Origin of the sequence: Streptomyces sp. NPDC057617 (genome assembly GCF_042800555.1) — a bacterium.
Classification (GTDB): domain Bacteria; phylum Actinomycetota; class Actinomycetes; order Streptomycetales; family Streptomycetaceae; genus Streptomyces.
In genome coordinates, this window is record NZ_JBHVGV010000001.1 from 739,648 (window position 1) to 762,361 (window position 22,714).

At 72.6% G+C, this 22,714-nt stretch carries 4 protein-coding genes and 1 pseudogene; 3 read left to right on the plus strand and 2 right to left on the minus strand.

Annotated elements, in window-relative coordinates:
* From ACFU9P_RS03360 to ACFU9P_RS03370, 3 genes and pseudogenes are all read left to right on the plus strand, one after another.
* A pseudogene (locus ACFU9P_RS03360) lies at positions 1-349 on the plus strand (ABC transporter ATP-binding protein); the annotation flags it as partial.
* Positions 350-447: 98 nt separating this feature from the next.
* Complete coding sequence (locus tag ACFU9P_RS03365; protein WP_384077908.1) at positions 448-2,193, plus strand: ABC transporter ATP-binding protein; 1,746 nt, start codon at positions 448-450, stop codon at positions 2,191-2,193.
* Between the two features lie 71 nt (positions 2,194-2,264).
* On the plus strand, positions 2,265-3,323 hold the full coding sequence (locus tag ACFU9P_RS03370; protein WP_384077520.1) for an iron-siderophore ABC transporter substrate-binding protein: 1,059 nt from the start codon (positions 2,265-2,267) through the stop codon (positions 3,321-3,323).
* Positions 3,324-3,428: 105 nt separating this feature from the next.
* On the opposite strand, the gene ACFU9P_RS03375 is transcribed toward ACFU9P_RS03370, so the two are convergent.
* Together ACFU9P_RS03375 and ACFU9P_RS03380 are read right to left on the minus strand one after the other, a co-directional pair.
* A complete protein-coding gene (locus tag ACFU9P_RS03375; protein WP_384077522.1) occupies positions 3,429-3,632 on the minus strand; it encodes an MbtH family protein in 204 nt (67 codons plus the stop codon).
* Between the two features lie 2 nt (positions 3,633-3,634).
* Entirely contained in the window at positions 3,635-22,600 is an 18,966-nt protein-coding gene (locus tag ACFU9P_RS03380; RefSeq protein ID WP_384077524.1) for an amino acid adenylation domain-containing protein, read from the minus strand.
* Positions 22,601-22,714 lie beyond the last annotated feature (114 nt).

The window sequence follows — 22,714 nt, forward strand, 5'->3', positions numbered from 1 at the left end:
CAATACCCCCCACGGCGCGTGCGAGGGGCGGGGAAGGGGGGGTGGGTGTTCCTTTCGGGGCTACAGGAGGCGCGACTGTGCCTCCCCTGGCGCCCTCCCCCCCGAGGCCCCGGTGCTGGTCCTGCACGACCCCACGACCGCGGTCGACACCGTCACGGAGGCCCGGATGGCCGACGCGCTCAGGGACTTCCGGCACGGGCGCACGACAATCCTGGTCACCACCAGCCCGGCGCTGCTCGCGGTGACCGACCGGGTGGTGTTCCTGCACGGCGGACGCGTCACCGACTCGGCGCCCCACGCCCGTCTCGTACAACGCCACGAGAGCTACCGGACGGCGGTCTTCGCGTGACGGACGACCGTACCGACGGCCGAATCAGGAACGGCCACGCCGGGGAGAACGGCCGCGCCGGAGAGGACGGCCACACCGCGGACGAGGACGGCCGGGCGCTGCTGCCCACCGCCTCCGCCCGCCGCACCCGCGCGGCGGTACGCGAACTCCTGCGCCCCCACCGGCCGCTGGCCCTCGCGGCCCTGGTCACCATGGTCGCCGCGACGGCGGTCGGACTGGTGGTGCAGCCGGTGCTCGGCCATATCGTGGACGTGGTCACCGAGGGCCGGCCGGCCGACGCGGTCGTCGCACCCGTGGCGCTGCTGGCGGTGGTCGCGGTCGTCCAGGGCGCCGCCACCGGCCTCGGGCTCTCGCTGGTCTCGCGGCTCGGCGAGACCGTACTCGCCCGGCTGCGCGAGCGGTTCGTGGACCGCGCCCTGAACCTTCCCCTGGAGCAGGTGGAGGGCGCGGGCTCGGGGGATCTGACGGCGCGGGTCACCGGCGATGTGTCACTGATCGCCGACGCGGTCCGCAACGCGCTGCCCGAGCTGGCCCGTTCGATGCTGGCGATCGTCCTCACCCTGGGCGCGCTGGCCCTGCTCGACTGGCGTTTTTTGCTCGCCGCGCTGCTCGCCGTGCCCGTACAGGCGTACACCGCACGCTGGTACGTACGGAACGCCGCGCCGCTCTACGCCGAGCAGCGCGTCGCCAACGGGGCCCAGCAGCAGCAGCTTCTGGACAGTATCGGCGGGGCGCGGACCGTACGCGCCTTCCGGCTGGAGGAGGAGCACACCGAGCGGGTCACCGAGCGGTCCCGGTCCGTGGTGGCGCTGACCATGCGCGGAGTCCAGCTGGTCCTGCGCTTCTACACCCGGCTGCACATCGCCGAGTTCACGGGTCTCGCGGCCGTACTGGTGGCGGGCTTCCTGCTGGTGCGCGCCGACGCGGTTTCCGTCGGTACGGCGACGGCCGCGGCGCTCTACTTCCACAGCCTGTTCACCCCCGTCAACGCGGCGCTGATGCTGGTCGACGACGCGCAGTCGGCGACGGCGGGCCTGGCCCGGCTCGTCGGGGTGGTCGACCTGCCCCCGGTCCGGACGGAGGGGCGGGCCGTGCCGCGTGACGCGTCGGTCGCCCTCGACGGGATCGGTCACGCGTACCGGCCGGGGCATCCCGTCCTCCATGGGGTGGATCTGGCGGTCCGGCCGCGCGAGCGGATCGCGCTGGTCGGGGCGAGCGGCGCGGGAAAGACCACGCTGGCGAAGATCACCGCCGGTATCCACCGGCCGTCCGAGGGCACGGTACGGATCGGCGGCGCGGAACTGGACTCGCTCGGCGGGCCCGAGATCCGCCGGAACATCGCCCTCATCACCCAGGACGTGCATGTCTTCGCCGGACCGCTCGCCGACGACCTGCGGCTGGCCCGACCCGGCGCCACCGAAGCGGAACTGCGCGCGGCGCTCGACCGCGTGGACGCGCTGAGCTGGGCCGCCCTGCTGCCGGACGGTCTGGCCACCGTCGTCGGCGAGGGCGGGCACCAGCTCACCGGCGCGCAGTCGCAGCAACTCGCCCTGGCCCGGCTGGTGCTGGCCGATCCGCCCGTGGCGATCCTCGACGAGGCCACCGCGGAGGCGGGCAGTGCCGGGGCGCGCGCCCTGGAGAAGGCCGCCGCCCGCGCGGTGGACGGCCGTACGGCCCTGATCGTCGCCCACCGTCTGACACAGGCCGCGAGCGCGGACCGGATCGTGGTCATGGACGCCGGACGGGTGGCGGAATCCGGCACGCACGACGAACTGCTCGCGGCCGGCGGCACGTACGCGGCTCTGTGGGAGGCCTGGTCGTACCGCCGCGACACCGCGCCCTGACCCTCCTGACCTCGTACCGCAATCCCCCGCACCCACCCACCAGAGAAGCACCGGACACGAAGGACCTCTCGATGGCCCGCACTCTCCGCGCCGACCGGCTCGCCGCCGCGTCCGCGTCCGTACTCCTGCTGTTCGCCGTCACCGCGTGCGGTTCCGGTCAGGACCCGGAGCCGGACCCGGCGGCCCCGGGGAAGGACTCGGCGGCAGCCGGTTCGTATCCCGTCACCATCGCCCACAAGTTCGGCAGTACGACGGTCGGATCCGAGCCCCAGCGCATTGTCACGGTCGGCCTCACCGACCAGGACGCCGTACTGGCACTGGGCAAGGTCCCGGTCGGGACGACCGAATGGCTGGGCGCGTACAAGGGCGCGCTGGGGCCGTGGGCCACGGCCGAGCTGAACGGCGGTGCGACACCGACGCTCCTCAAGGACACCGGTACCGGACCCCAGGCCGAGCGGATCGCCGCGCTCAAGCCGGATCTGATCATCGCTCTGTACTCGGGCCTCACAAAGGAGCAGTACACGACGCTCTCGAAGTTCGCGCCGGTGCTCGCCCAGCCGAAGCAGTACAACGACTACGGCATCCCCTGGGAGCTCCAGACGGAGACGATAGGCAAGGCCCTCGGCAAGGAGGCCGAGGCGAAGAAGCTGGTCGACGGAGTGGAGGCGAAGTTCGCCGCCGCGCGCGAGAAGCACCCGGACTTCAGCGGCGCCACGGGCGTGATGGCCACACCGTACGAGGGGAAGTTCGTCTTCGGCAGCCAGGACCCCCGTTCACGGCTGCTGACGTCCTACGGCTTCAGTCTGCCGGCCGGACTCGACAGGGCGATCGGCGACAAGTTCGGCGCGAACATCAGCGAGGAGCGCACCGATCTGCTGAACCAGAAGGTGGCGGTGTGGTTCGTGGAGGACGTCGCCAAGAACGCGGAGAAGCTGCACAAGGACCCGACGTACGGGGATCTGGACGTGGTGAAGCAGGGGCGTGAGGTCTTCGTCGCCGAGACGAGCGACTTCGGGAACGCGCTGTCCATGGGTACGGTGCTGAGCCTGCCGTACGCGATGGACCGGCTGGAGCCGATGCTCGCGGCGGCGGTGGACGGGGATCCCGCGACGAAGGTGGAGCAGCCGTAGCCGCAGCCGCGTACTCAACAGCGGGAAGGGCCCGGACCGTTCGGTCCGGGCCCTTCGTGTCACCGGTGGCGAAGTTGACCCAGTCTCATTGATGGTGAAGGCGGCTCACTGGTGGTGCAGGCTCCTGGGGCGCAGATCCGTCCAGTGGGACTCGACGTAGTCCAGGCACTCCTGGCGCCCTCCGGGACCGTGGACGCGGGTCCAGCCGGCCGGGATGTCCACGAAGTCCGGCCACAGACTGTGCTGCCCCTCGTCGTTGACCAGCACCGAGTAGACCCCGTCGGGGTTCTCGAACGGGTTGCCGCTCATGCTCATCTCTCCTCGTTAGATGCCGTGGCGCGAGCCACCAGCGCTTCCAGCGCCCGGAACCAGGTCCGCGCGAGGTCCCTGATGTCCTTCTCCTCCAGCACGGCCGCCGGCCAGGACCAGTTGGCGGCCAGGACAGGACCGCCGGGACGGTCCTCCGTGACGACATTGATGCCCAGTGCGTGCCCCTCCCGCATCGCCGGCTCCGGGCCGATGTCCGCCGCGTCCTCCTCCGGGGCGTACGACCAGTCGGTCGCCTCCGGAACGTCGAAGCGGCCCAGGTAGTTGAACTCGATCCGCGGTGCCTCAAACGCCGCGAGTACCGGTGCCGTCCGCGGGTTGAGATGGCGCAGCATGCCGTAACCCACGCCGTTGGCGGGCAGCGAGCCCAGGTGCTCCCGCACCCGCCGCAGCGCCTCGTCGACGGCCGGGCCGCCGGCGAAGGCATCGGCCAGGTCGACCGGGCCCGGGTCGAGCCGGACCGGGAAGACGCTGGTGAACCAGCCGACGGTACGGGACAGATCGGCGTCCTCGGCCAGTTCCTCCTCGCGGCCGTGGCCCTCCAGGTCGACCAGCACCCCGCCGCCCGCGCCCGCGCCGCGGCGCCGCAGCCAGTCCGTCAGCGCGAGACCCAGCCCGGTCAGCAGGACGTCGTTGACGGTCGCGCCGAGGACGGCGGGGACCGTGGACAGCAGCGGACCGGTGCGTTCCGGGTCCAGCCGCAGCTCCAGCTCCCGTACGGTGCCGGCCGTGTCCCGCGCGGGGTCCGGCGGGCTGACCAGCGGGAGCGGCTCCGCGCCGTCGAGAAGACCGGTCCAGAAGGGCAGTTCGGCCTCGCGTTCCGGCTGCCGGGCGAGTTCCGTGAGGCGGTTCGCCCACTGCCGGAACGATGTCCCGACCTCGGCGAGTGCGGCCGGACGGCCCTCGGACACGTCCTGCCAGGCGACCGCCAGATCGGGCAGCAGCACCCGCCAGGAGACACCGTCGACCAGCAGATGATGTGCCATCAGCAGCAGCCGGCCGGGACGATCGCCCGCGTCGAACCACACCGCCCTGACGCCCTGGCCGGCCTCAGGGTCGAGAGCGTCCCGTGCCGCGCGGGCCCGCTCCGCGACGCACTCGCGCAGGGCGTCCCCGTCCAGACCGGTCGCGTCGACCCGTTCCACCCAGGTGCCGGTGTCGGCCGTGGCCGCGGGCGGGACCTCCAGGGACCAGTCGTCCCGGTCCGTCCGCACCAGCCGTGCCCGCAGCATGTCGTGCCGGTCCGCCAGTGCCCGGAGCACACTCACCAGCTTGGGGCGGTCCAGTGCCGCCGGGGTCTGTACGAGCGCCGCCTGGTGGTAGCCCTTGAAGGGGCCGCCCAGTTCACGGAGCCAGTGCATGACCGGGGTGAGCGGAACGCTGCCCGTGCCGTCGTACGGTGTACGCGCCACGCCGGCGGTCTCTTCGACGGCGACGGTGCTCAGGCCCGCCACCGTGCGGTGCTGGAAGACCAGCCGGGGCGTGATCCGCAGACCGGCCGCGCGTGCCCGGCTGACGAGTCGCATCGCCATGATGCTGTCGCCCCCGAGCGCGAAGAAGTCGTCCTCCGCACCCACCCGCTCCAGCCCCAGGACCTCGGCGAAGACCGAGCAGAGGAGCTTCTCCCGGGGCGTCCGCGGTGCGCGCCCCGACAGGACCGCGGTGAAATCGGGCGCGGGCAGCGCCCTGCGGTCGAGCTTGCCGTTGCTGAGCGTGGGCAGCCGGTCCAGCGGGACCACCGCCGCCGGAACCATGTAGTCGGGCAGATGGCGCCCGACATGCGCGCGCAGCACGCCGGGGTCGGGCAACTGGCCTGCGGCCGCCACCACATACGCCACGAGCCGGGTGCGCGGGCCGTCCTGACGGACCGTCACCACCACTTCTCCGCAGTCCGGGTGAGCGGCCAGTACGTCCTCGATCTCCGCCAGTTCGATGCGGAATCCACGGATCTTGACCTGGTCGTCCGCCCGGCCCAGATAGTCCAGCATCCCGTCCGCCGTCCACCGGGCGAGGTCGCCCGTACGGTAGAGCCGGGAGCCGGGAGGACCGAACGGGTCGGCGACAAACCGTTCCGCGGTCAGGGCCGGCCGGTTCAGATAGCCCCGGGCCAGACCGCCGCCCGCGAGATACAGCTCGCCGGGCACCCCCGGCGGCAGGGGCCGCAGGAATTCGTCGAGCACATGGGCCCGGGTGCCCGCCACCGGACGGCCGACCAGGGGCCGTTCGCTGTCGCGTACACGCGCCACCAGGGCGTCCACGGTCGACTCGGTGGGCCCGTACAGATTGAACGCCTCCGTGCCGCGCAGTCCGCGCAGCTTCTCCCAGAGCGCCTGCGGTACGGCCTCGCCGCCCACGCCGATCACCGCGAGGGGGCAGGCACCGTCCGGGACGAGACCCGCCTCGGCCATCTGCGCGAAGAACGAGGGTGTCACTTCGAGGAAGTCGAAACCGTGCTCGACGACGGCCGCCGCGAGCAGTTCGGGATCGCGCCGTGTCTCCTCGGACACCACATGGACACAGTGCCCGTCGAGCAGCCACAACTGCGGCTGCCAGGAGGCGTCGAACGAGAACGACCAGGCGTGTCCGGCCCGCAGATGCCGCCTGCCGGTGGCCGCGACGGCCGGTTCGTACAGCGTCTCCCGGTGGCTGTGGAACAGATTGCCGACCGTCTCATGGGTGACGACGACCCCCTTCGGACGGCCCGTCGAGCCGGAGGTGTAGATCACATAGGCGGGATGCCCGGGGGTCAGCGGGCTCGTACGGTCCCGGTCCGTCACCTCCCCGGGGTCGTGAGCGGCGAGCGCGTCCACGGTCTCCGGGTCGTCCAGTACCAGCATCGGCACCGTGGAACCGGGCAGCAGCGGGGCGAGCGCGCGGGTGGTCAGGGTCAGTACGGGGAGGGCGTCGGCCAGCATGCCGGCGGTGCGTGCCGCCGGGACGTCGGGGTCGAGCGGCAGATACGCGGCTCCCGCCTTCTGCACGGCCAGGATCGCCAGCAGCGTACGGGCGGTACGGGGCAGCGCCAGCGCGACGATCCGCTCGGGCCCGGCTCCGCGCTCGATCAGCAGCCGGGCCAGCCGGTTCGCCTCGGCGTCCAGTTCGGCGTAGCTCAGCTCGACGCCGTCGGAGGCCACGGCCGGGGCGTCGGGACTGCGCCGCACCTGCCGCTCGAACAGCGCCGGTACGGTGGTCGGCGCCGCGGCCGGCTCCCGGGCGTTCCACTCCTCCAGTATCCGGTGCCGCTCTTCGTCGCCGAGGATGTCGATGCGGCCGATGGACAGGTCCGGCTCCGCGGCGACCGCGCGCAGCACCCGGCGCAGCCGCTCCGCGATCGCTTCCGCGGTGGCCGGGTCGTACAGGTCGGCGCTGTATTCGAGCACTCCGTGGACACCGCCGCCGTCCGCGTGCTCCACGAAGTCGAAGGACAGGTCGAACTTCGCGGTGCCCTGGCCCACTTCCTCCTCGCGCGAGACGAGTCCCGGCAGCGCCGGGCCCGCAGGGCCCGCGGCGAGATAGACGACCATCACCTGGAACAGCGGGTGACGGGCCAGTGAGCGGGGCGGGTTGAGCGCCTCCACCACCCGCTCGAAGGGCACGTCCTGGTGGTCGTAGGCGGCGAGGTCGGTGTCCCTGACCCGGGCCAGCAGTTCACGGAAGCCCGGATCGCCGGAGGTGTCCGTGCGCAGGACGAGGGTGTTGAGGAAGAACCCGACCAGGTCCTCCAGCGCCTCGTCCTGGCGTCCGGCGATCGGACTGCCGACGGGGATGGCCGTACCGGCGCCGAGCCGGGTCAGCAGGGCCGCCACGGCGGCCTGCATCAGCATGAACATACTGACCCCGGCGCCGCGCGCCAGCTCACGCAGCGAGCCGGTCAGCTCCGGGCCGAGCGAGAGGTCGACGGCCCCGCCCCGGTAGCTGCTCTCCGCCGGGCGCGGCCGGTCGGTGGGCAGTGCCAGCTCCTCGGGGAGCCCGGCCAGGGTCTCCTTCCAGTACGCGAGCTGCCGGGACGCTAGGCTGTCCGGGTCCTTCTCGTCGCCCAGGACGGACCGCTGCCACAGGGTGTAGTCGGCGTACTGCACGGGCAGCGGTGCCCGGTCCGGCGCGCGGCCGGCGGCGCGCGCCGCGTAGGCGGTGGCCAGGTCCCGGGTCAGGGCCTGCTCGGACCATTCGTCGCCCGCGATGTGGTGCACCAGGACCAGCAGCACGTGTTCGTCCTCGCTCAGCCTGAACACCGCCACCCGCAGGGGCGGTTCATAGTCCAGCGCGAAGCCGTACGCCGCCGCGTCGGCCAGCAGTCCGGCGAGGCTCCCTTCGTCCGCGGGAACGACCTCCACCGGGATCTCGTACTCCCCGTGGTCCAGGATCCGCTGGTACGCGGTGCCCGCCTCCTCCGGGAAGACCGTACGCAGGGTCTCGTGGCGCTCCGCCAGATCTCCCACGGCGGCGCGCAGCGCGTCGATGTCGAGTGCGCCGGACAGCCGCCAGGCGGACGGGATGTTGTACGTGGGGCTCGCGCCCTCGACCTGGTACAGCACCCAGAGCCGCCGCTGCGCCGACGACAGGGGCAGCCGGTCGGGCCGCTCCCCCGTGGTAAGCGCGGGCCGGTGCCCGCCGGTCCGCCCGGCCTGGGCCGTGGCAAGGCGGGCCACGGTCGGGTGGTCGAAGACCGTGCGCAGCGAGATGTGCGCGCCGAGCGCCGCGCGGACCTTCACCACCAGCCGCATCGCCAGCAGCGAGTGGCCGCCGAGTTCGAAGAAGTTGTCGTCGACGCCCACCCGTTCGACGCCGAGCACCTCGGCGAACTGCTCGCAGAGGATCTCCTCGGCCGGGGTGCGCGGGCGCCGGCCCGCCGGGGCCGCGGAGAAGTCCGGCGCGGGCAGGGCGGCCCGGTCGAGCTTGCCGCTGACGGTCCGCGGCAGTGCCGCCACGGTGACGAAGGCGGCGGGGACCATGTTCGCGGGCAGCGCGGCGGCGGTGTGGGCCCGCAGCGCGGCCGGGTCCAGGGTGTGGCCGGGTGCGGGCACGGCGTACCCGACCAGACGGGGTACGCCGGGGGTGTCCTCCCGTACGATCACGGCCGCCGTGGCGACACCGGGGTGCGCGCCGACGCGGGACTCGATCTCGCCGAGTTCGATCCGGAGCCCGCGCAGCTTGACCTGGTCGTCCGCCCTGCCCAGGAACTCCAGGGTGCCGTCGGCGCGGCGCCTGACGAGGTCACCGGTGCGGTACATCCTGCTGCCGGGAGGGCCGTAGGGGTCGGCGGTGAACCGTTCCGTGGTCAGCGCGGGCCGGTTCAGATAGCCACGGGCCAGGCCCTCCCCCGCGAGATACAGCTCGCCGGCCACCGCGGCCGGGACCGGCCGGAGCGTCGCGTCCAGGACATGCGCGCGGATATTGGCGAGCGGCGCGGCCCAGGTGCGGCCGTCGGCCTCCCCGTGCCAGCCGTACGAGTCGACGGCGCACTCGGTGGGCCCGTACAGATCGTGGACCGCGGTGCCGGGCAGCGCGCGGAGCCGGTCCCAGACCGGCGGCGGGGTGGCCTCGCCGCCGACCGCGACGACACCGGGCACATACCCGCCGGGTTCGAGGAATCCATGGTGGGTCAGCTCGCGCAGATAGGTCGGGGTGAAGTCGACGAAGTCCATCCGCTCGGCCGTCAGCCGGCTGAGCAGCGCGGCCGGATCCGTCATGGTCGCCTCGTCGACGACATGCAGTTCATGGCCGGCGAGCAGCCACAGCATCGGCTCCCACGAACCGTCGAAGCTGAACGAGGCGGCGTGCAGCGCGCGCAGGACGGACCGGCCCGCGGCTTGCTCGGCGGGCAGGATCAGATCCTTGTGGTGCGAGCCGAAGAGATTGCTGAGGCCGCGATGGGTTCCGACGACGCCCTTGGGGGTGCCGGTGGACCCGGAGGTGAAGATGATGTACGCGGCCGACGCGGGGTGCGGCGGGGCCTGGCCGGTCCCGTCCGGCTCTTCCCCGTCCGGGTCCTCGCCGACGGACTCCAGCAGGACGAGTTCATGCCCGTCCGGCAGTTTCGGCGCGAGGGCGGCGGTCGTCAGTACGCAGCGGGGTGCCGCGTCGGACAGCATGAACTCCAGCCGGTCCGCCGGGTGGTCGGGGTCGAGCGGCAGATACGCGGCGCCCGACGCGAGCACACCGAGAATCGCGGGCACCATCGCGTCGCGCGGCAGGGCCAGTCCGACGACCGTCTCGGCAACGGCTCCCCGGCGCCTCAGCGCGCGGGTGATCTCACCGGCCTTCGCGGCCAGTTGGGCGAAGGTGAGCCGGCCGCCGGAGGTGACCAGGGCGGTGGCGTCCGGCCTGGCGCGTACTGTCCCCGCGAAGATCTCCGGAACCGTACGGGACTCGACCGGCCGGCCGGTGTCGTTCCAGGTGGTCCGCGCGGCCAGGTCCTCCGCGTCGGTGAGGACCCGCAGCGCCCCCACGGGCTGTCCGGGGGCCCGCACGATCTGTTCCAGCAGGGCCACCATCCGCTCCACGAGCAGCTCGGCGGTACCGGGATCGACCAGGTCGGCGGCGTACTCCAGCAGGAGGGCCAGGGAGCGGTCCTCGCCGTGATCGACGAAGGTGAAATCCAGATCGAACTTGGCCATGCCGGTGTCCATGTCGAACCACTCGGTGTCCGGGCCGAAGAGGTCCGGGTCCCCGTCGGGGCGGTAGTGGTAGCCGATCATGACCTGGAACAGCGGGTTGCGGTCCGCCACACGGGCGGGGTTGACGGCCTCGACGACCCGGTCGAAGGGCACGTCCTGGTGCTCGAAGGCCGCCAGCGCGGATTCCCGCACCCGGGCGAGCAGTTCGGTGAAGGACGGATCGCCCGACAGATCCGTGCGCAGGACCAGTGTGTTGACGAAGAAGCCGACCAGATCGTCCAGGGCGGAGTCGGTGCGGCCCGCTATGGGCGCCCCGAGCGGAATGTCGTCGCCGGCGCCGAGCCGGTGCAGCAGCGCGGCGGTGGCGGCCTGGAACAGCATGAACATGCTGACGCCCTGGGTGGCGGACAGCTCGCGCAGGGCGCTCGCGGTGCCGGCGGGGAGTCCGGCCCGTACCGTTCCCGCCCGGCCGGTCAGCCGCGCCGGCTGCCGGCGGTCCAGCGGCAGTTCCACCCGCTCGGGCAGATCGCGCAGGGTCTCGGTCCAGTAGGCGAGCTGCCGCTCCCCCACCTCGTCCAGGAGGCGGTTCTGCCAGAGCGTGTAGTCGGCGTACTGCGCGGGCAGGTCCCGCTCCCACAGCGGGGCCCGGCCCGCGGACCGTGCCGCGTGGGCGAAGGCGAGATCGGAGAGGAAGGGGCGGTCCGACCACTCGTCGGTGGTGATGTGGTGCAGTACGAGGGCCACCACGTGGTCGTCAGGACCGAGCCTCAGTACCTCGGCCCGCAGGGGCAGTTCGGCGCTCAGGTCGAACGGGCGGCGCTGGATCTCCTCGACGCGTGCGGCAAGGTCCTGTTCGGCGCAGTCGGTCACGGTGAACGCGGGCTCGGCCTCCTCGGCCGGGACGATCCGCTGGTACGGCTCGCCCTCGTACTCCTCGAAGCGGGTACGGAGCGCTTCGTGGCGACCCGCGACATCGCGCAGCGCGGCCCGCAGAGCCGCCAGGTCGAGCGTGCCGCGCAGCCGGAACACCAGCGGGAAGTTGTACGCGACACCGCCGCCGTCCGTGAGGCGCTGCACCAGCCACAGCCGCCGCTGCGCGGCCGACAGCGGCAGGCGCTCGGGCCGCTCCGCCGCCGGTTCCAGGGCCGGCCGCGCGGGCCGTACCCCGTCCGTCCGGTCCGCGAGCAGCTCCGGGGTCGGGGCCTCGAAGAGATCACGGATGGCGAGTTCGGCGCCGAGTTCGTTGCGGGCGCGGCTGACGAGCCGGGTGGCGAGGAGCGAATGGCCGCCGAGATCGAAGAAGTTGTCCTCGGCGCCGACCGCGGGCAGGCCGAGCACCTCGGCGAACAGCCGGCAGAGGATCTCCTCCCGTGGGGTACGCGGACCGCGCCCCGAGCCCTGTGCGACGGCCGGCTCGGGCTCGGGCAGTGCCCGGACGTCGAGCTTTCCGTTGTCGTTCATCGGCAGCCGGGGCAGCACGGTGAAGACGGCCGGGACCATGTAGTCGGGCAGCCGTCGCTTGAGGTCCTCCCGGAGCTGCCGTACGAGCGCGTTGGCGCCGCGTGCGGTGGTGGGCGCGTTGGCGTACGGGGCGACGCCGCCCGCCGGGCGGTAGAGCCCCGTGGTCACCCGGAACCCGGCGTCGTCGTCCCGTACCAGCACGGCTTCGTACTTACCGGGCCGGGCGGACCAGGTGGTCAGAACGCGGTAGCCGAGACGGACGCCCAGCTCGCGCAGTGAGTCGGGCTCGACGCCCACCTCCACGGGCCCGAGCGGGCGGCCCTCGTCCAGGGCACGCGCGACGGCCAGTTCGCCGGCCGTACGGGCGTCGGGCACCCCGACCACACGCAGCCGCTCGGGACGTCGCTCTTCGAGCAGCGCGGCCAGGGCGTCGTACCCCGTCCAGTCGGTCGCCGGAGCGTCGGCGAGCGCCAGGGCAGCGCCGTGGTCCCGGTGGAGGACGACGTCGTAGCGGTGCCGTGTCAGCTCGTTCTGGTGGCGTCCCGCCTTGGTCCGCAGGTCGACGGCGAAGCCCAGCGTGCTGAAGTAGTCCGGATCGACGAGGAGTTCCTTCTCCAGCGCCATGCCCCGGTCCACGGCCCGCCGTACGGTCGCCGGGTCGCTGCCCTCGCCGGCCTTGGCGAGCTGGACGGCGGACTGGAAGGCCCGGGCCAGCCGGAGGTTCCGCACATCACCCACGAACAGCGTCCCGTCCGGGGTGAGCAGTTCCATCACACGGTTGATGACATCGGTGAGGTAGTCGATACCGGGGAAGTACTGGATCACCGAGTTGATCACGACGGTGTCGAAGAATCCGGTGGGCAGCCCGTCGAGGTCGTGGGCGGGCCGGGCGCACAGCTCGACCTTGGCCGCGAGCGCGGGCTCCTGCCGGAGGTCCTCGCGGATCTTGCGGATGACGGGTTCGGCGAAGTCGGTGGCCCAGTACGCCTCGGCCGCCGGGGCGAGCCGGGAGAGCAGCAGGCCGGATCCGACGCCGATCTCCAGGATCCGGCGCGGCCGCAGTTCGGTGATGCGCTCCACCGTGGCGGCCCGCCACTCCCGCATGTGCTCCAGCGGAATGGGCGTGCCGTCGTACGAGCTGTCCCAGCCGGCGAAGTCCTCGGTGAAAACAGCGGTGTTGATCTCGGTGTATTCGGCGGAGTAGATCTCCTGCCACTCACCGATCTGCTCGCGCTCGACCTCCTCGCGCCTCTCGTCGTCGAGTTCGGCCGGGACGACATAGCCGACGAGGCGCTGCGTGCCGGGCGCGGCGGGGTCGTCCCGGGCGATGACGGCGGCCTGGGCGACCCGTGGGTGCTGGGTGAGCGCGGTCTCGATCTCATGGAGTTCGACCCGGTATCCGCGCACCTTGACCTGGTCGTCGGTACGGCCGAGGAAGTCCAGATTGCCGTCCGCCCGCCGCCGTACGAGATCGCCCGTGCGGTACACGCGCTCGCCGGGCGCGCCGAACGGGTCGGCCACGAAGCGCTCTGCGGTCAGCCCCGGCCTGCCCAGATAGCCGCGGGCCAGACCGACGCCCGCGATGTACAGCTCGCCTGGTACGCCGTCCGGGACAGGCCGCAGCCAGGCGTCCAGGATGTGTGCCCGAGTGGCGCGGATCGGGCGGCCGACGGTCGGGGTGGGGCTGTCGTCCGTACCGCCGCCGAGGGTGTTGATGGTGTATTCGGTGGGCCCGTACAGGTTGTAGCCGTAGGTGCCTTCGGTGTCGCGCAGCCGGTTCCAGACGATCTCGGTGACGGCCTCGCCGCCGAGCAGCACGAGCGGGGGCCGGTGTCCCTCCAGCAGCCCCTCCTCGATGAGGAGATGGGCGTAGGTCGGGGTGACGTTGACGACGTCGATCCGGTGGGTCTCGCAGTACGCCACCAGCGCCTCGGCGTCACGGCGCAGCTCTTCGTCGCAGATGTGCACCTCGTGTCCCTCGACGAGCCAGAGCAGCTCCTCCCAGGACATGTCGAAGGCGAAGGAGACGGTGTGGGCGACCCGCAGGCGCCGGCCGCCCGCCGCGGCGATGGCCGGGCCGAAGATCTCCTTCTGGTGGTTGAGCTGCATGTTCGTCAGCCCGCGGTACGGCGTGACGACGCCCTTGGGGCGGCCGGTGGAGCCGGAGGTGTAGATGACATAGGCGGGGTGATCGAGGCTGAAGACGGTACGCACCGGTCCTGTGGACAGCGCGGCGAGTTCCGCCTCGACGGCGGGGTCGTCCAGCAGGACGCGCGGGACGTCTCCTTCGAGGGTGTCCGAGACTCCGGCGGTGGTGAGCAGGAGGAGCGGCTTCGCGTCGTCGAGCATCAGGGCGAGCCGGTCGGCGGGATGGTCCAGTTCCAGCGGCAGATAGGCGGCGCCGGTGCGCAGGACGGCGAAGAGCGCGACGACCATGTCGATCGAGCGCGGCAGTCCGAGCGCCACCACGCGCTCGGGCCCGGCGCCGCGTGCGATCAGCAGCCGGGCCAAGCGATCGCAGCGCGCGTCGAGTTCGGCGTAGGTGAGCGTCCGTGTGCCGAAGACGAGTGCGGTCGCGTCGGGGGTACGGGCGGCCTGGGCGGCGAGCAGATCGGCGACGGTCTCGTCGGGGACGGGCTCTCTGGTGGCGGTGTTCTCCCGTTCCAGGGCCTGCCGTTCGGCCGGCAGCAGCGCGTCGAGACCGCCGACCGGTGCCTCGGGGCCGGCGGTGAGTCCGTCCAGCAGGAGGGCGAACCGGGCCAGCAGGTCGTGCGCGTAGCCGCTTTCGATCAGGTCGGGACGGTAGGAGAGGGTGATACGGATCCGCCTGCCCGGGGTGACGACCAGGTTCACGGGGTAGTGGGTGGCGTCCACATTGGCGACGGCGGTGGCGCCGTGCCGGTCGCGCAGTACGGCCAGCCGCTCCTCGGTGTCGGCGTTGCGCAGGACGAACAGGGTGTCGAAGAGACGGCGGTGGCCGGTCTCCGCCTGGAGGACCCCCAGGCCCAGATACTCGTACGGAAGCAGATCCAGCCGCTCGGCCTGCACCCTGCGCAGCAGTTCGACGACCGGTTCCGCCGGGTCGAACGCGAGGCGCGCGGGCACGGTGTTCAGGAACATCCCGATGACGTTCGCGACCTCGGGCACCTCGCTCGGCCGGCCCGCGACGGTCGTGCCGAAGACGACATCGGTACGGCCGGTGGCGCTCGCGAGGGTCAGTCCCCAGGCCGCATTGAGCACGGTGTTGAGGGTCAGACCGTGGTGGCGTGCGGTGTCGCGCAGCCGCTCGCTCGCCTCGGTGGTCAGTACGGTGTCGAGGCTCTCCGGGACCACGGGTTCGAGGCCGCGGTCGGCCACGGCCGGCACGAGCAGGGTGGGCTCCTCCAGCCCGTCGAGAGCGGAGTGCCAGGCCCGGGTGGCCTCGTCGGTGTCCTGCCGCTCCAGCCAGGCCAGATAGTCGCGGTACGAGCCGGGGTCCGGCAGGCCCGTCGGCTCCCCGCCGCTCTCGTACAGGGCGAACAGTTCGTCGAGGAAGAGCCAGGCCGACCAGCCGTCCCAGAGGATGAGATGGCGGCCGATGACCAGCCGGTCGCCGCGCTCCTCGCCGAGCCTGATCAGCAGGATCCGGAAGAGCAGCGGTTCGGTGAGGTCGAAGCGGCGCAGCCGCTCCTCGTCCATCAACGCGCCCAGCCGCTCGTCCTGTTCGGCTGCGGAGAGACCGGTGAGGTCGGTCTCTTCGAGCGGGACCGCGGGGTCGCGGACGATGAACTGCACCGGCCGGCGCAGCCCTTCGCTGGTGAATCCGGCGCGCAGCGCGGGGTTCCGGGCGAGCAGCGTCCGTACGGCGGCGCGCAGCCGGCCGGTGTCGATCCGGCCCGCGAAGTCGAAGGACTCGTGGACGGTGTACACGTCCAGGGCGTTCTCGTCGTAGGTGGAGTGGAAGAACAGCCCTTCCTGGAGGGGCGCGAGGGGCCAGATGTCCTCGACCTCGCCCGGCGCGAGCCGCTCCACCTGGGCCCTCTCCTCGGCGGTGAGGACGAAAGAGGACATGGCGGTCAGGTCCGGCCCGGGGGCGGCGGCGAGGGTCGCAGTGGCGGCGAGGGCGGCCGGGGTGCGGTGTTCGAAGATGTCTCGGGGCCCGATGTCCAGGCCCGCGCGGCGGGCCCGGCCCGAGACGCCGATGGAGCTGATGCTGTCGCCGCCGAGCAGGAAGAAGTCGTCGTCGACGGAGACGTCCGTCAGCTTCAGCACATCCGCGAAGATCTCGGTGAGGGCGCGTTCCCGTGCGTCGCGGGGCGCGCGGGCTTCGGCGCGTACGGCCTGCGGGGCGGGCAGGGCGGCCCGGTCCAGCTTGCCGCTCGGGGTGAGGGGCAGGGCGTCGAGGACGGCATAGGCGGCGGGCACGGCGGGGGCGGGCAGGAGGCCGCCGAGCGCGGCCCGCAGCACGGCGCCGTCCGGTACCTGGCCGGCCGTACCGACGACATACGCCACGAGAGCGCTCTCACGGACGGTGACGACGGCTTGGGCGACGGACGGCTGGCGGACGAGAGCGGCCTCGATCTCGCCGGGTTCGATCCGGTTGCCGCGGAGTTTGATCTGCCGGTCGGTGCGGCCGAGATAGTCGACCGTACCGTCGGCCCGGCGCCTGACCAGGTCGCCGGTGCGGTACATCCGGCCGCCGGGCGGGCCGTACGGGTCCGCCGTGAAGCGTTCGGCGGTCAGCGCGGGCCGGTCGTGGTAGCCCCGGGCGAGCTGGGCACCGGTGAGATACAGCTCGCCGGGGACATCGGCCGGGACCGGCCGCAGACAGGTGTCGAGTACCCGCAGACCGGTGTTCCAGACCGGCCGCCCGATGGGAACGGTGGTGCTGTCCGGCGTCCCGTCGGGGCGGTAGGTGTGATGGGTGACATCGACGGCCGCCTCGGTCGGGCCGTACAGATTGTGCAGCGGCACCCCGGTGAGCGTGTGCCAGCGGCTCGCGGCGGAGGCGGTCAGCGCCTCGCCGCTGCTGAAGGCACGGCGCAGGCTCCCGGCCCAGCCGGGATCGCCGGTGACGTCCTCCGAGGCGAGGAACGCTTCGAGCATCGACGGTACGAAGTGGAGGGTGGTGATGCCCTGTTCGCGGACGAGTGCGGCGAGATAGGACGGGTCGCGGTGTCCGTCGGGCCTGGCGAGGACGACGGCTGCGCCCTCGGTCAGCGGCCAGAAGAACTCCCACACGGACACGTCGAAGCTGGACGGGGTCTTCTGGAGGACCCGGTCGTCGGCCCGGAGGCCGTACTCCCCCTGCATCCAGGCCAGTCGGTTGCGGACCGCGCGATGGGTGACGACAACGCCCTTGGGGCGGCCCGTGGATCCGGAGGTGTAGATGAGATACGCGGGGTCGTCAGGACCGGCCGCGGCACCGGGAGCCGCATCGGGGGATTCGTCGTACGGCGCGTCCAGGACGAGCACCGTGAGGCCGTCGGTCCGCGGCAGCCGGGCGGCCGAGTCCGCGACGGTGACGACGGTACGGGCCCCCGAGTCGGCCAGCATGTGGGCCACTCGGTCGGCGGGGTAGTCCAGGTCGACCGGGAGATAGGCGGCGCCGGACTTGAGGACACCGAGGAGCGCGACCATCAGTTCGGCGGAGCGCGGGACGGCGACACCGACGATCCGGTCCGGCGCGGCGCCCAGGGCGCGCAGCCGCCGCGCCAGGGACTCGGCGCGGGCGTCCAGTTCGGCGTAGGTCAGGCGCTCGTCGCCGAAGATCACGGCCGTCGCGTCGGGGGTGCGCGCCGCCTGCTCCTCGAAGGCGGCGGACAGGGTCGCCGGGCGGACATCGGTCGTGGCCCCGGTGAGCAGGGTCTCGGCCTCGGCCAGTTCCCGTGGGGAGAGCAGACCGATCCGCGCGACCGGCCGCGCGGGGTCGTCGGCGAATGTCTCCAGGATCAGGGCGAGCCGGTCGGCGATGGCGCGTACGGCCTCACCGCCCAGCCGCTCGGCGTGGTGCTTGAGGCGCAGGTCGAGCCGTCGGCCGGGCTTGACGACAAGGGCCAGCGGGTAGTGGACGGTGTCGTGGAACTCGTGTCCGGTGATACGGATCGTGTCAGACGGGTCGCGCGGGCCGGTGTCGGCCGGATAATTCTCGAACACGAGCAGGGTGTCGAAGAGTTCGCCGCTGCCCGCGAGTCCCGCGGTCCGCTGGATCTCCGCCAGACCGAGGTGCTGGTGGTTCAGCAGCCGTGCCTGCTCGTCCTGGAGGCGGCTGAGCAGCGCCGAGAGCGTGTCGGCCGGCTGCCAGCCGAAGCGGGTCGGCAGGGTGTTGATGAACAGGCCCACCATGGACTCGATGCCGTCGACCTCGCCGTCCCGTCCGGAGACCGTCGTGCCGAACACGACGTCGTGCCGGCCGGTGAGCCGGCCGAGCAGCAGGCCCCAGGCACCCTGGACGACCGTGCCGAGGGTGACGCCGAGTTCGCGGGCCCGCGCCGCCAGCCGCGCGGTCGTCCGCTCGGTGAGTTCGAGACGGATCTGCCCGGGACGGACCGGCCCGGTGCCGGCCGGGGCCGGGACCAGCCGGGTCGGCTCGTCGAGACCGGCCAGAGCGGTGCGCCAGGCCGTGCGGGCGGCCTCGCGGTCGAGACCGGCGAGATGGCGGAGATGGGAACGGTACGGGGCCACCGCGGGCAGCGCCGGGGCACCTTGCCCGTACAAGGCCATCAGCTCACGGTGCAGCACGGGCAGCGACCAGCCGTCCGCGACGATGTGATGGAAGGTCAGGACAAGGGCGGCGCGTTCGGGCCCGTACCGTACGAGAGCGCACCGCAGCAGCGGCGGCCGGGCCAGGTCGAAGCGGTGGGCGCGCTCGTCGGCGGCGACAGCCTCGGCGAGTGGCTCCCTGACGGACGGGTCCTGGGCGGACAGGTCGACCTCACGCCACGGCAGCGCGACCCTGCCCGCGATGATCTGCACGGCGCGGCCGTCGGTGCCGTGCTGCCGGAAGGCGGCGCGCAGCGGGGCATGGCGGTCGAGCAGCCCCTGTGCCGCGGCGCGCAGCGCTTCGCCGTCCACCGGTCCGGCCAACTCGATGATCTGCTGCACGGTGTACGCGTCGGCGTCGGAGCCGCCGGCGAAGGAGTGGTAGAAGAAGCCCTCCTGGAGCGGGGCCAGGGGCAGCAGTTCCTCGATGAGAAGCGGGTCGGTGCCCTGGAGTTCGGCGATGTCGTCCGGGGTGAGGGCGAGGAGCGGACCATCGGCGGTGGCGGGGCCCGGCTCCGTACGGTCGGCGGTGACGGCCGCGAGGGCGGCGACCGTACGGTGCCGGAAGACGTCCTGGGTGGTGAGCCGGACACCCGCCGCGCGCGCCCGGATCAGCAGTTGGATGGCGTTGATGCTGTCCCCGCCGACCGCGAGGAAGTCGTCGTCGACGGTGACGGACCGCAGGCCGAGCACCTCCGCGTACAGCGTGCAGAGCAGTTCCTCACGGGCGTCGCGCGGGGCCCTGCCGGAGCTGAGGGCCCCGTAGTCCGGTGCGGGCAGGGCCTTCTCGTCGAGCTTTCCGCTGGGCGTGACGGGCAGCCGGTCGAGGGGGACGAAGGCCGACGGCACCATGTACTCGGGGAGCCGGCCGGCGGTGTGGGCGCGCAGGGTCCGCATCAGCGCGGTGATGTCGCGGAAGGGCGCGGGCCGGTTGGCGTACGGGAAGGTGCCGCCCGGCCGGTACACCGGGCCGAGGGGCGCCTCGCCCTCGGTGAGGACCACATCGAGACGGCCGTCGTCGGCGTGCCCGTTCCAGGTCACCACGCAGCGGTATCCATGGCGGGCCGCGAGCCGGTGGAAGTCCTCGGGGTCGATGCCGTCGGGGGTGGGGGTACTGCTGTCCTCCAGCAGCCGCAGCGCCGAAAGGTCCTCGGTGAGACGCCCGTTGGGCACACCGGTGACCCGGACCCGGGCGGGGCGGGTACGGAGCAGCTCGTCCAGCCCGGGGAGGCCGTCGAGCGCGGACCAGCGCACTTCGTGCGGGGCAATCGCCGATGCCGTCTCCCGCGCCCGCAGCACCACGTCGTACCGGTAGCGGCTCAGTTCGTTGTGGTGCGTGGCGCGCTTGACGAGCACGTCCGCCTCGAAGTCCGGCAGATCCGGCAGGGCGGTGAAGTAGTCCGGATCCAGGAGCAGTTCGCCCTCCCAGCTCACCGAGCGCTCCACCGCCGTCCGCAGCGCCGTCTTGTCCGGGTCGTCGGACACGGCCGGCCGCCGGCTCTCCACGGCGGCGCGCAGGGCGCGCAGCAGCCGGAGGTTGCGGATGTCACCCAGGAAGATCCTGCCGCCGGGAGCCAGCAGCGCCGCGCACTCGCGCAGTACGCGGGACAGGTAGTCCTCGCCCGGAAAGTACTGGACCACCGAGTTGATGACGACCGTGTCGAAGAAGCCCTTGGGCAGTCCGTCGGTCTCATGGGCCGGCCGGGCGCTCAGTTCCACCCGGGAGGCCAGGCCGGGCACCGCGTCCACCTGGGCGCGCAGAGCCCGCAGCGCCTCGTGCGAGAGGTCCGTGCCCCAGTACGACTCGCTGTCCGGCGCGAGCCGGGACAGGATCAGTCCGCTGCCGACGCCGATCTCCAGCACCCTGCCGGGGGCGCCCAGTTCGCGGATGCGGTCGACGGTCGCGTCGCGCCACTCCCGCATCTCCCCGACGGGGATGGGAGTGCCGTCGTACATGCTGTTCCAGCCCGCGAAGTTCTCACGGACGGCGCCCTCCTCGCCCCGGCCCTCGGATCCGGCGGCGCTGTAGAACAGCTCGTGGAGGTCCTTCCACTCCTCGACCCGGCCGGTCTCGTCGCCCGGGCCGGTGTCGAGCGAGGGGACGATGTACGCGGCGAGTCTGCGCTCTCCCGGGCGGTCCTCGCGGGCGACGACCGTGACCTGTTCGACGGCGGGGTGGCCGCGCAGTACGGACTCGATCTCGCCCGGTTCGACACGGAAGCCGCGGATCTTGATCTGGGTGTCGGTCCGGCCGAGGAACTCCAGCCGCCCGTCGGCCCTCCAGCGCACCAAGTCGCCCGTACGGTAGAGCCGCTCGCCCGGCGCGCCGAAGGGATCGGCGACGAACCGCTCGGCGGTGAGGCCGGGCCTGCCGAGGTAGCCGCGGGCGAGTCCCGCGCCGCCGAGGTACAGCTCGCCGGGCACGCCGTCCGGGACGGGCCGCAGCCGCGCGTCGAGGACATAGGCGCGGGTGCCGGGGTCGGGGACGCCGATGGGGACGACCGCGCCGGCCGGGGTCTCGGGGTCGCACAGGCCGAGCGTGGAGTTGGTGGTGGCCTCGGTCGGACCGTAGGCGTTGAACATCATCCGGGTGCGGGCATACCTGCCCACCAGCTCGGGCGAGACGCGTTCGGTTCCGGCCAGCAGGGTCGCGGTGGCCGGCAGCGCGGCCTCCTCGGGCATCGCGGCCAGCAGGGCGGGGGGCAGGATCATAAAGGTGATCCCGTGCGCGTTCGCGTAGTCCGCGAGGGGCACACCGGGCACCCGCAGCTCGCTCGGTACGACGACGAGGCGCCCGCCGGAGAGCAGCCCCAGGCACAGGTCCCAGAAGGCCACGTCGAAGCTGGGCGAGGCGAATTGCAGTACGCGGCTGTGCGGCCCGATGCCGAAACGTTCGCTCTGGGTGGCGGCGAGCTTGGCGACACCGGTGTGGGAGAGAACGACCCCCTTGGGCCGGCCGGTGGATCCGGAGGTGTAGATGACGTACGCGGCGTTCAGGACGGACAGCGCACCGCCGCGGTCGGCGTCGGTGGGATCGTGCGCGGGGCGCCCCGCCAACTCGGCGGCGGTCTCCGGGAGATCGAGGACGAACCGCGGCACGGCGTCCTCCGCCGGGAGGCCGTCCAGGGAGCCGGCCGTCGTCACCAGGCAGACCGGTCCGGCGTCGGCGAGCATGTACGCGATCCGGTCGCCCGGGTAGTCCAGGTCGACAGGCAGATACGCGGCGCCGGACTTCAGTACGGCGACCTGGGCGACGATCATCTCGGCCGAGCGGGGCAGGGCGAGGGCCACGACCCGCTCGGGGCCCGCGCCTCGGGCGATCAGCGCGTGGGCGAGCCGGTTGGCCCGCTGGTCCAGTTCCGCGTAGGTGTACCGGGTGTCCTCGAAGACCAGCGCGATCGCGTCGGGGTGCCGCTCGGCCTGCTCGGCGAACATCGCGGGCCAGGTGGCGGCCGGTACGGAGTGCCCGGTGGCGTTCCGCTCCACGAGCAGCCGGTGCCGTTCGCGCGCGGTGGTCAGTTCCAGCTCGGCGACCGCGGTGCCGGGGCGCGCGAGTCCGTCCGTCAGCAGGGTCTCGTAGTGGCCGAGCAGCCGGTCCATGGTCGCTTCGTCGAAGAGATCCTGACGGTATGTCGCCCAGACCGCCCCCGGCGCGACGCTCAGCGCCAGATCCAGCGGGCCTGTCGGCTCCTCCACCCGGCCGGCGCCTTCGGGAGCGGCGGCGGTGTCGAAGGCGACATTGAAGAAGTGTCCGCCCGCACGGGTGGGTTCGGGCTTCAGCTCGTCGACGAGCACGGACAGCGGGAGCCGGTGCGCCTCGGCGGCCCTTCGCGCCTCGGCCACCCGTTCCACCAGTTCCTGGAACGACGGAGTGTCTCCGAGGTGGGCATGGACCGGCAGTGCCTCGTGTCCGACGGTGATGCCGGCCGCGCCGCTGTAACGGTGCAGCAGCGCGAAGAACGCGGCGAGCGAGGTCTCGTCCGTCGCCCGCACGGCCAGGCTCCGGGTCCGTATCCCCCACTCCCCGGACGGCACCGCGGGATAGGGACGATCCGCCGGCAGCGCCGTTTCGGCCGAGGACACCGCCGGCAAGTCGCGCCAGTAGCCGATGACTTCTTCGATACCCGACACGTCGGCCGCGCCTCCCCAAACAGTTCGGTCCCCGGGTCGAGCCCGAGTCGCCGTCATACTAAGGTAAGGGTTACCTAATCAGATAGAGGCACTCGTCTTCGGGTCACCGGGGCG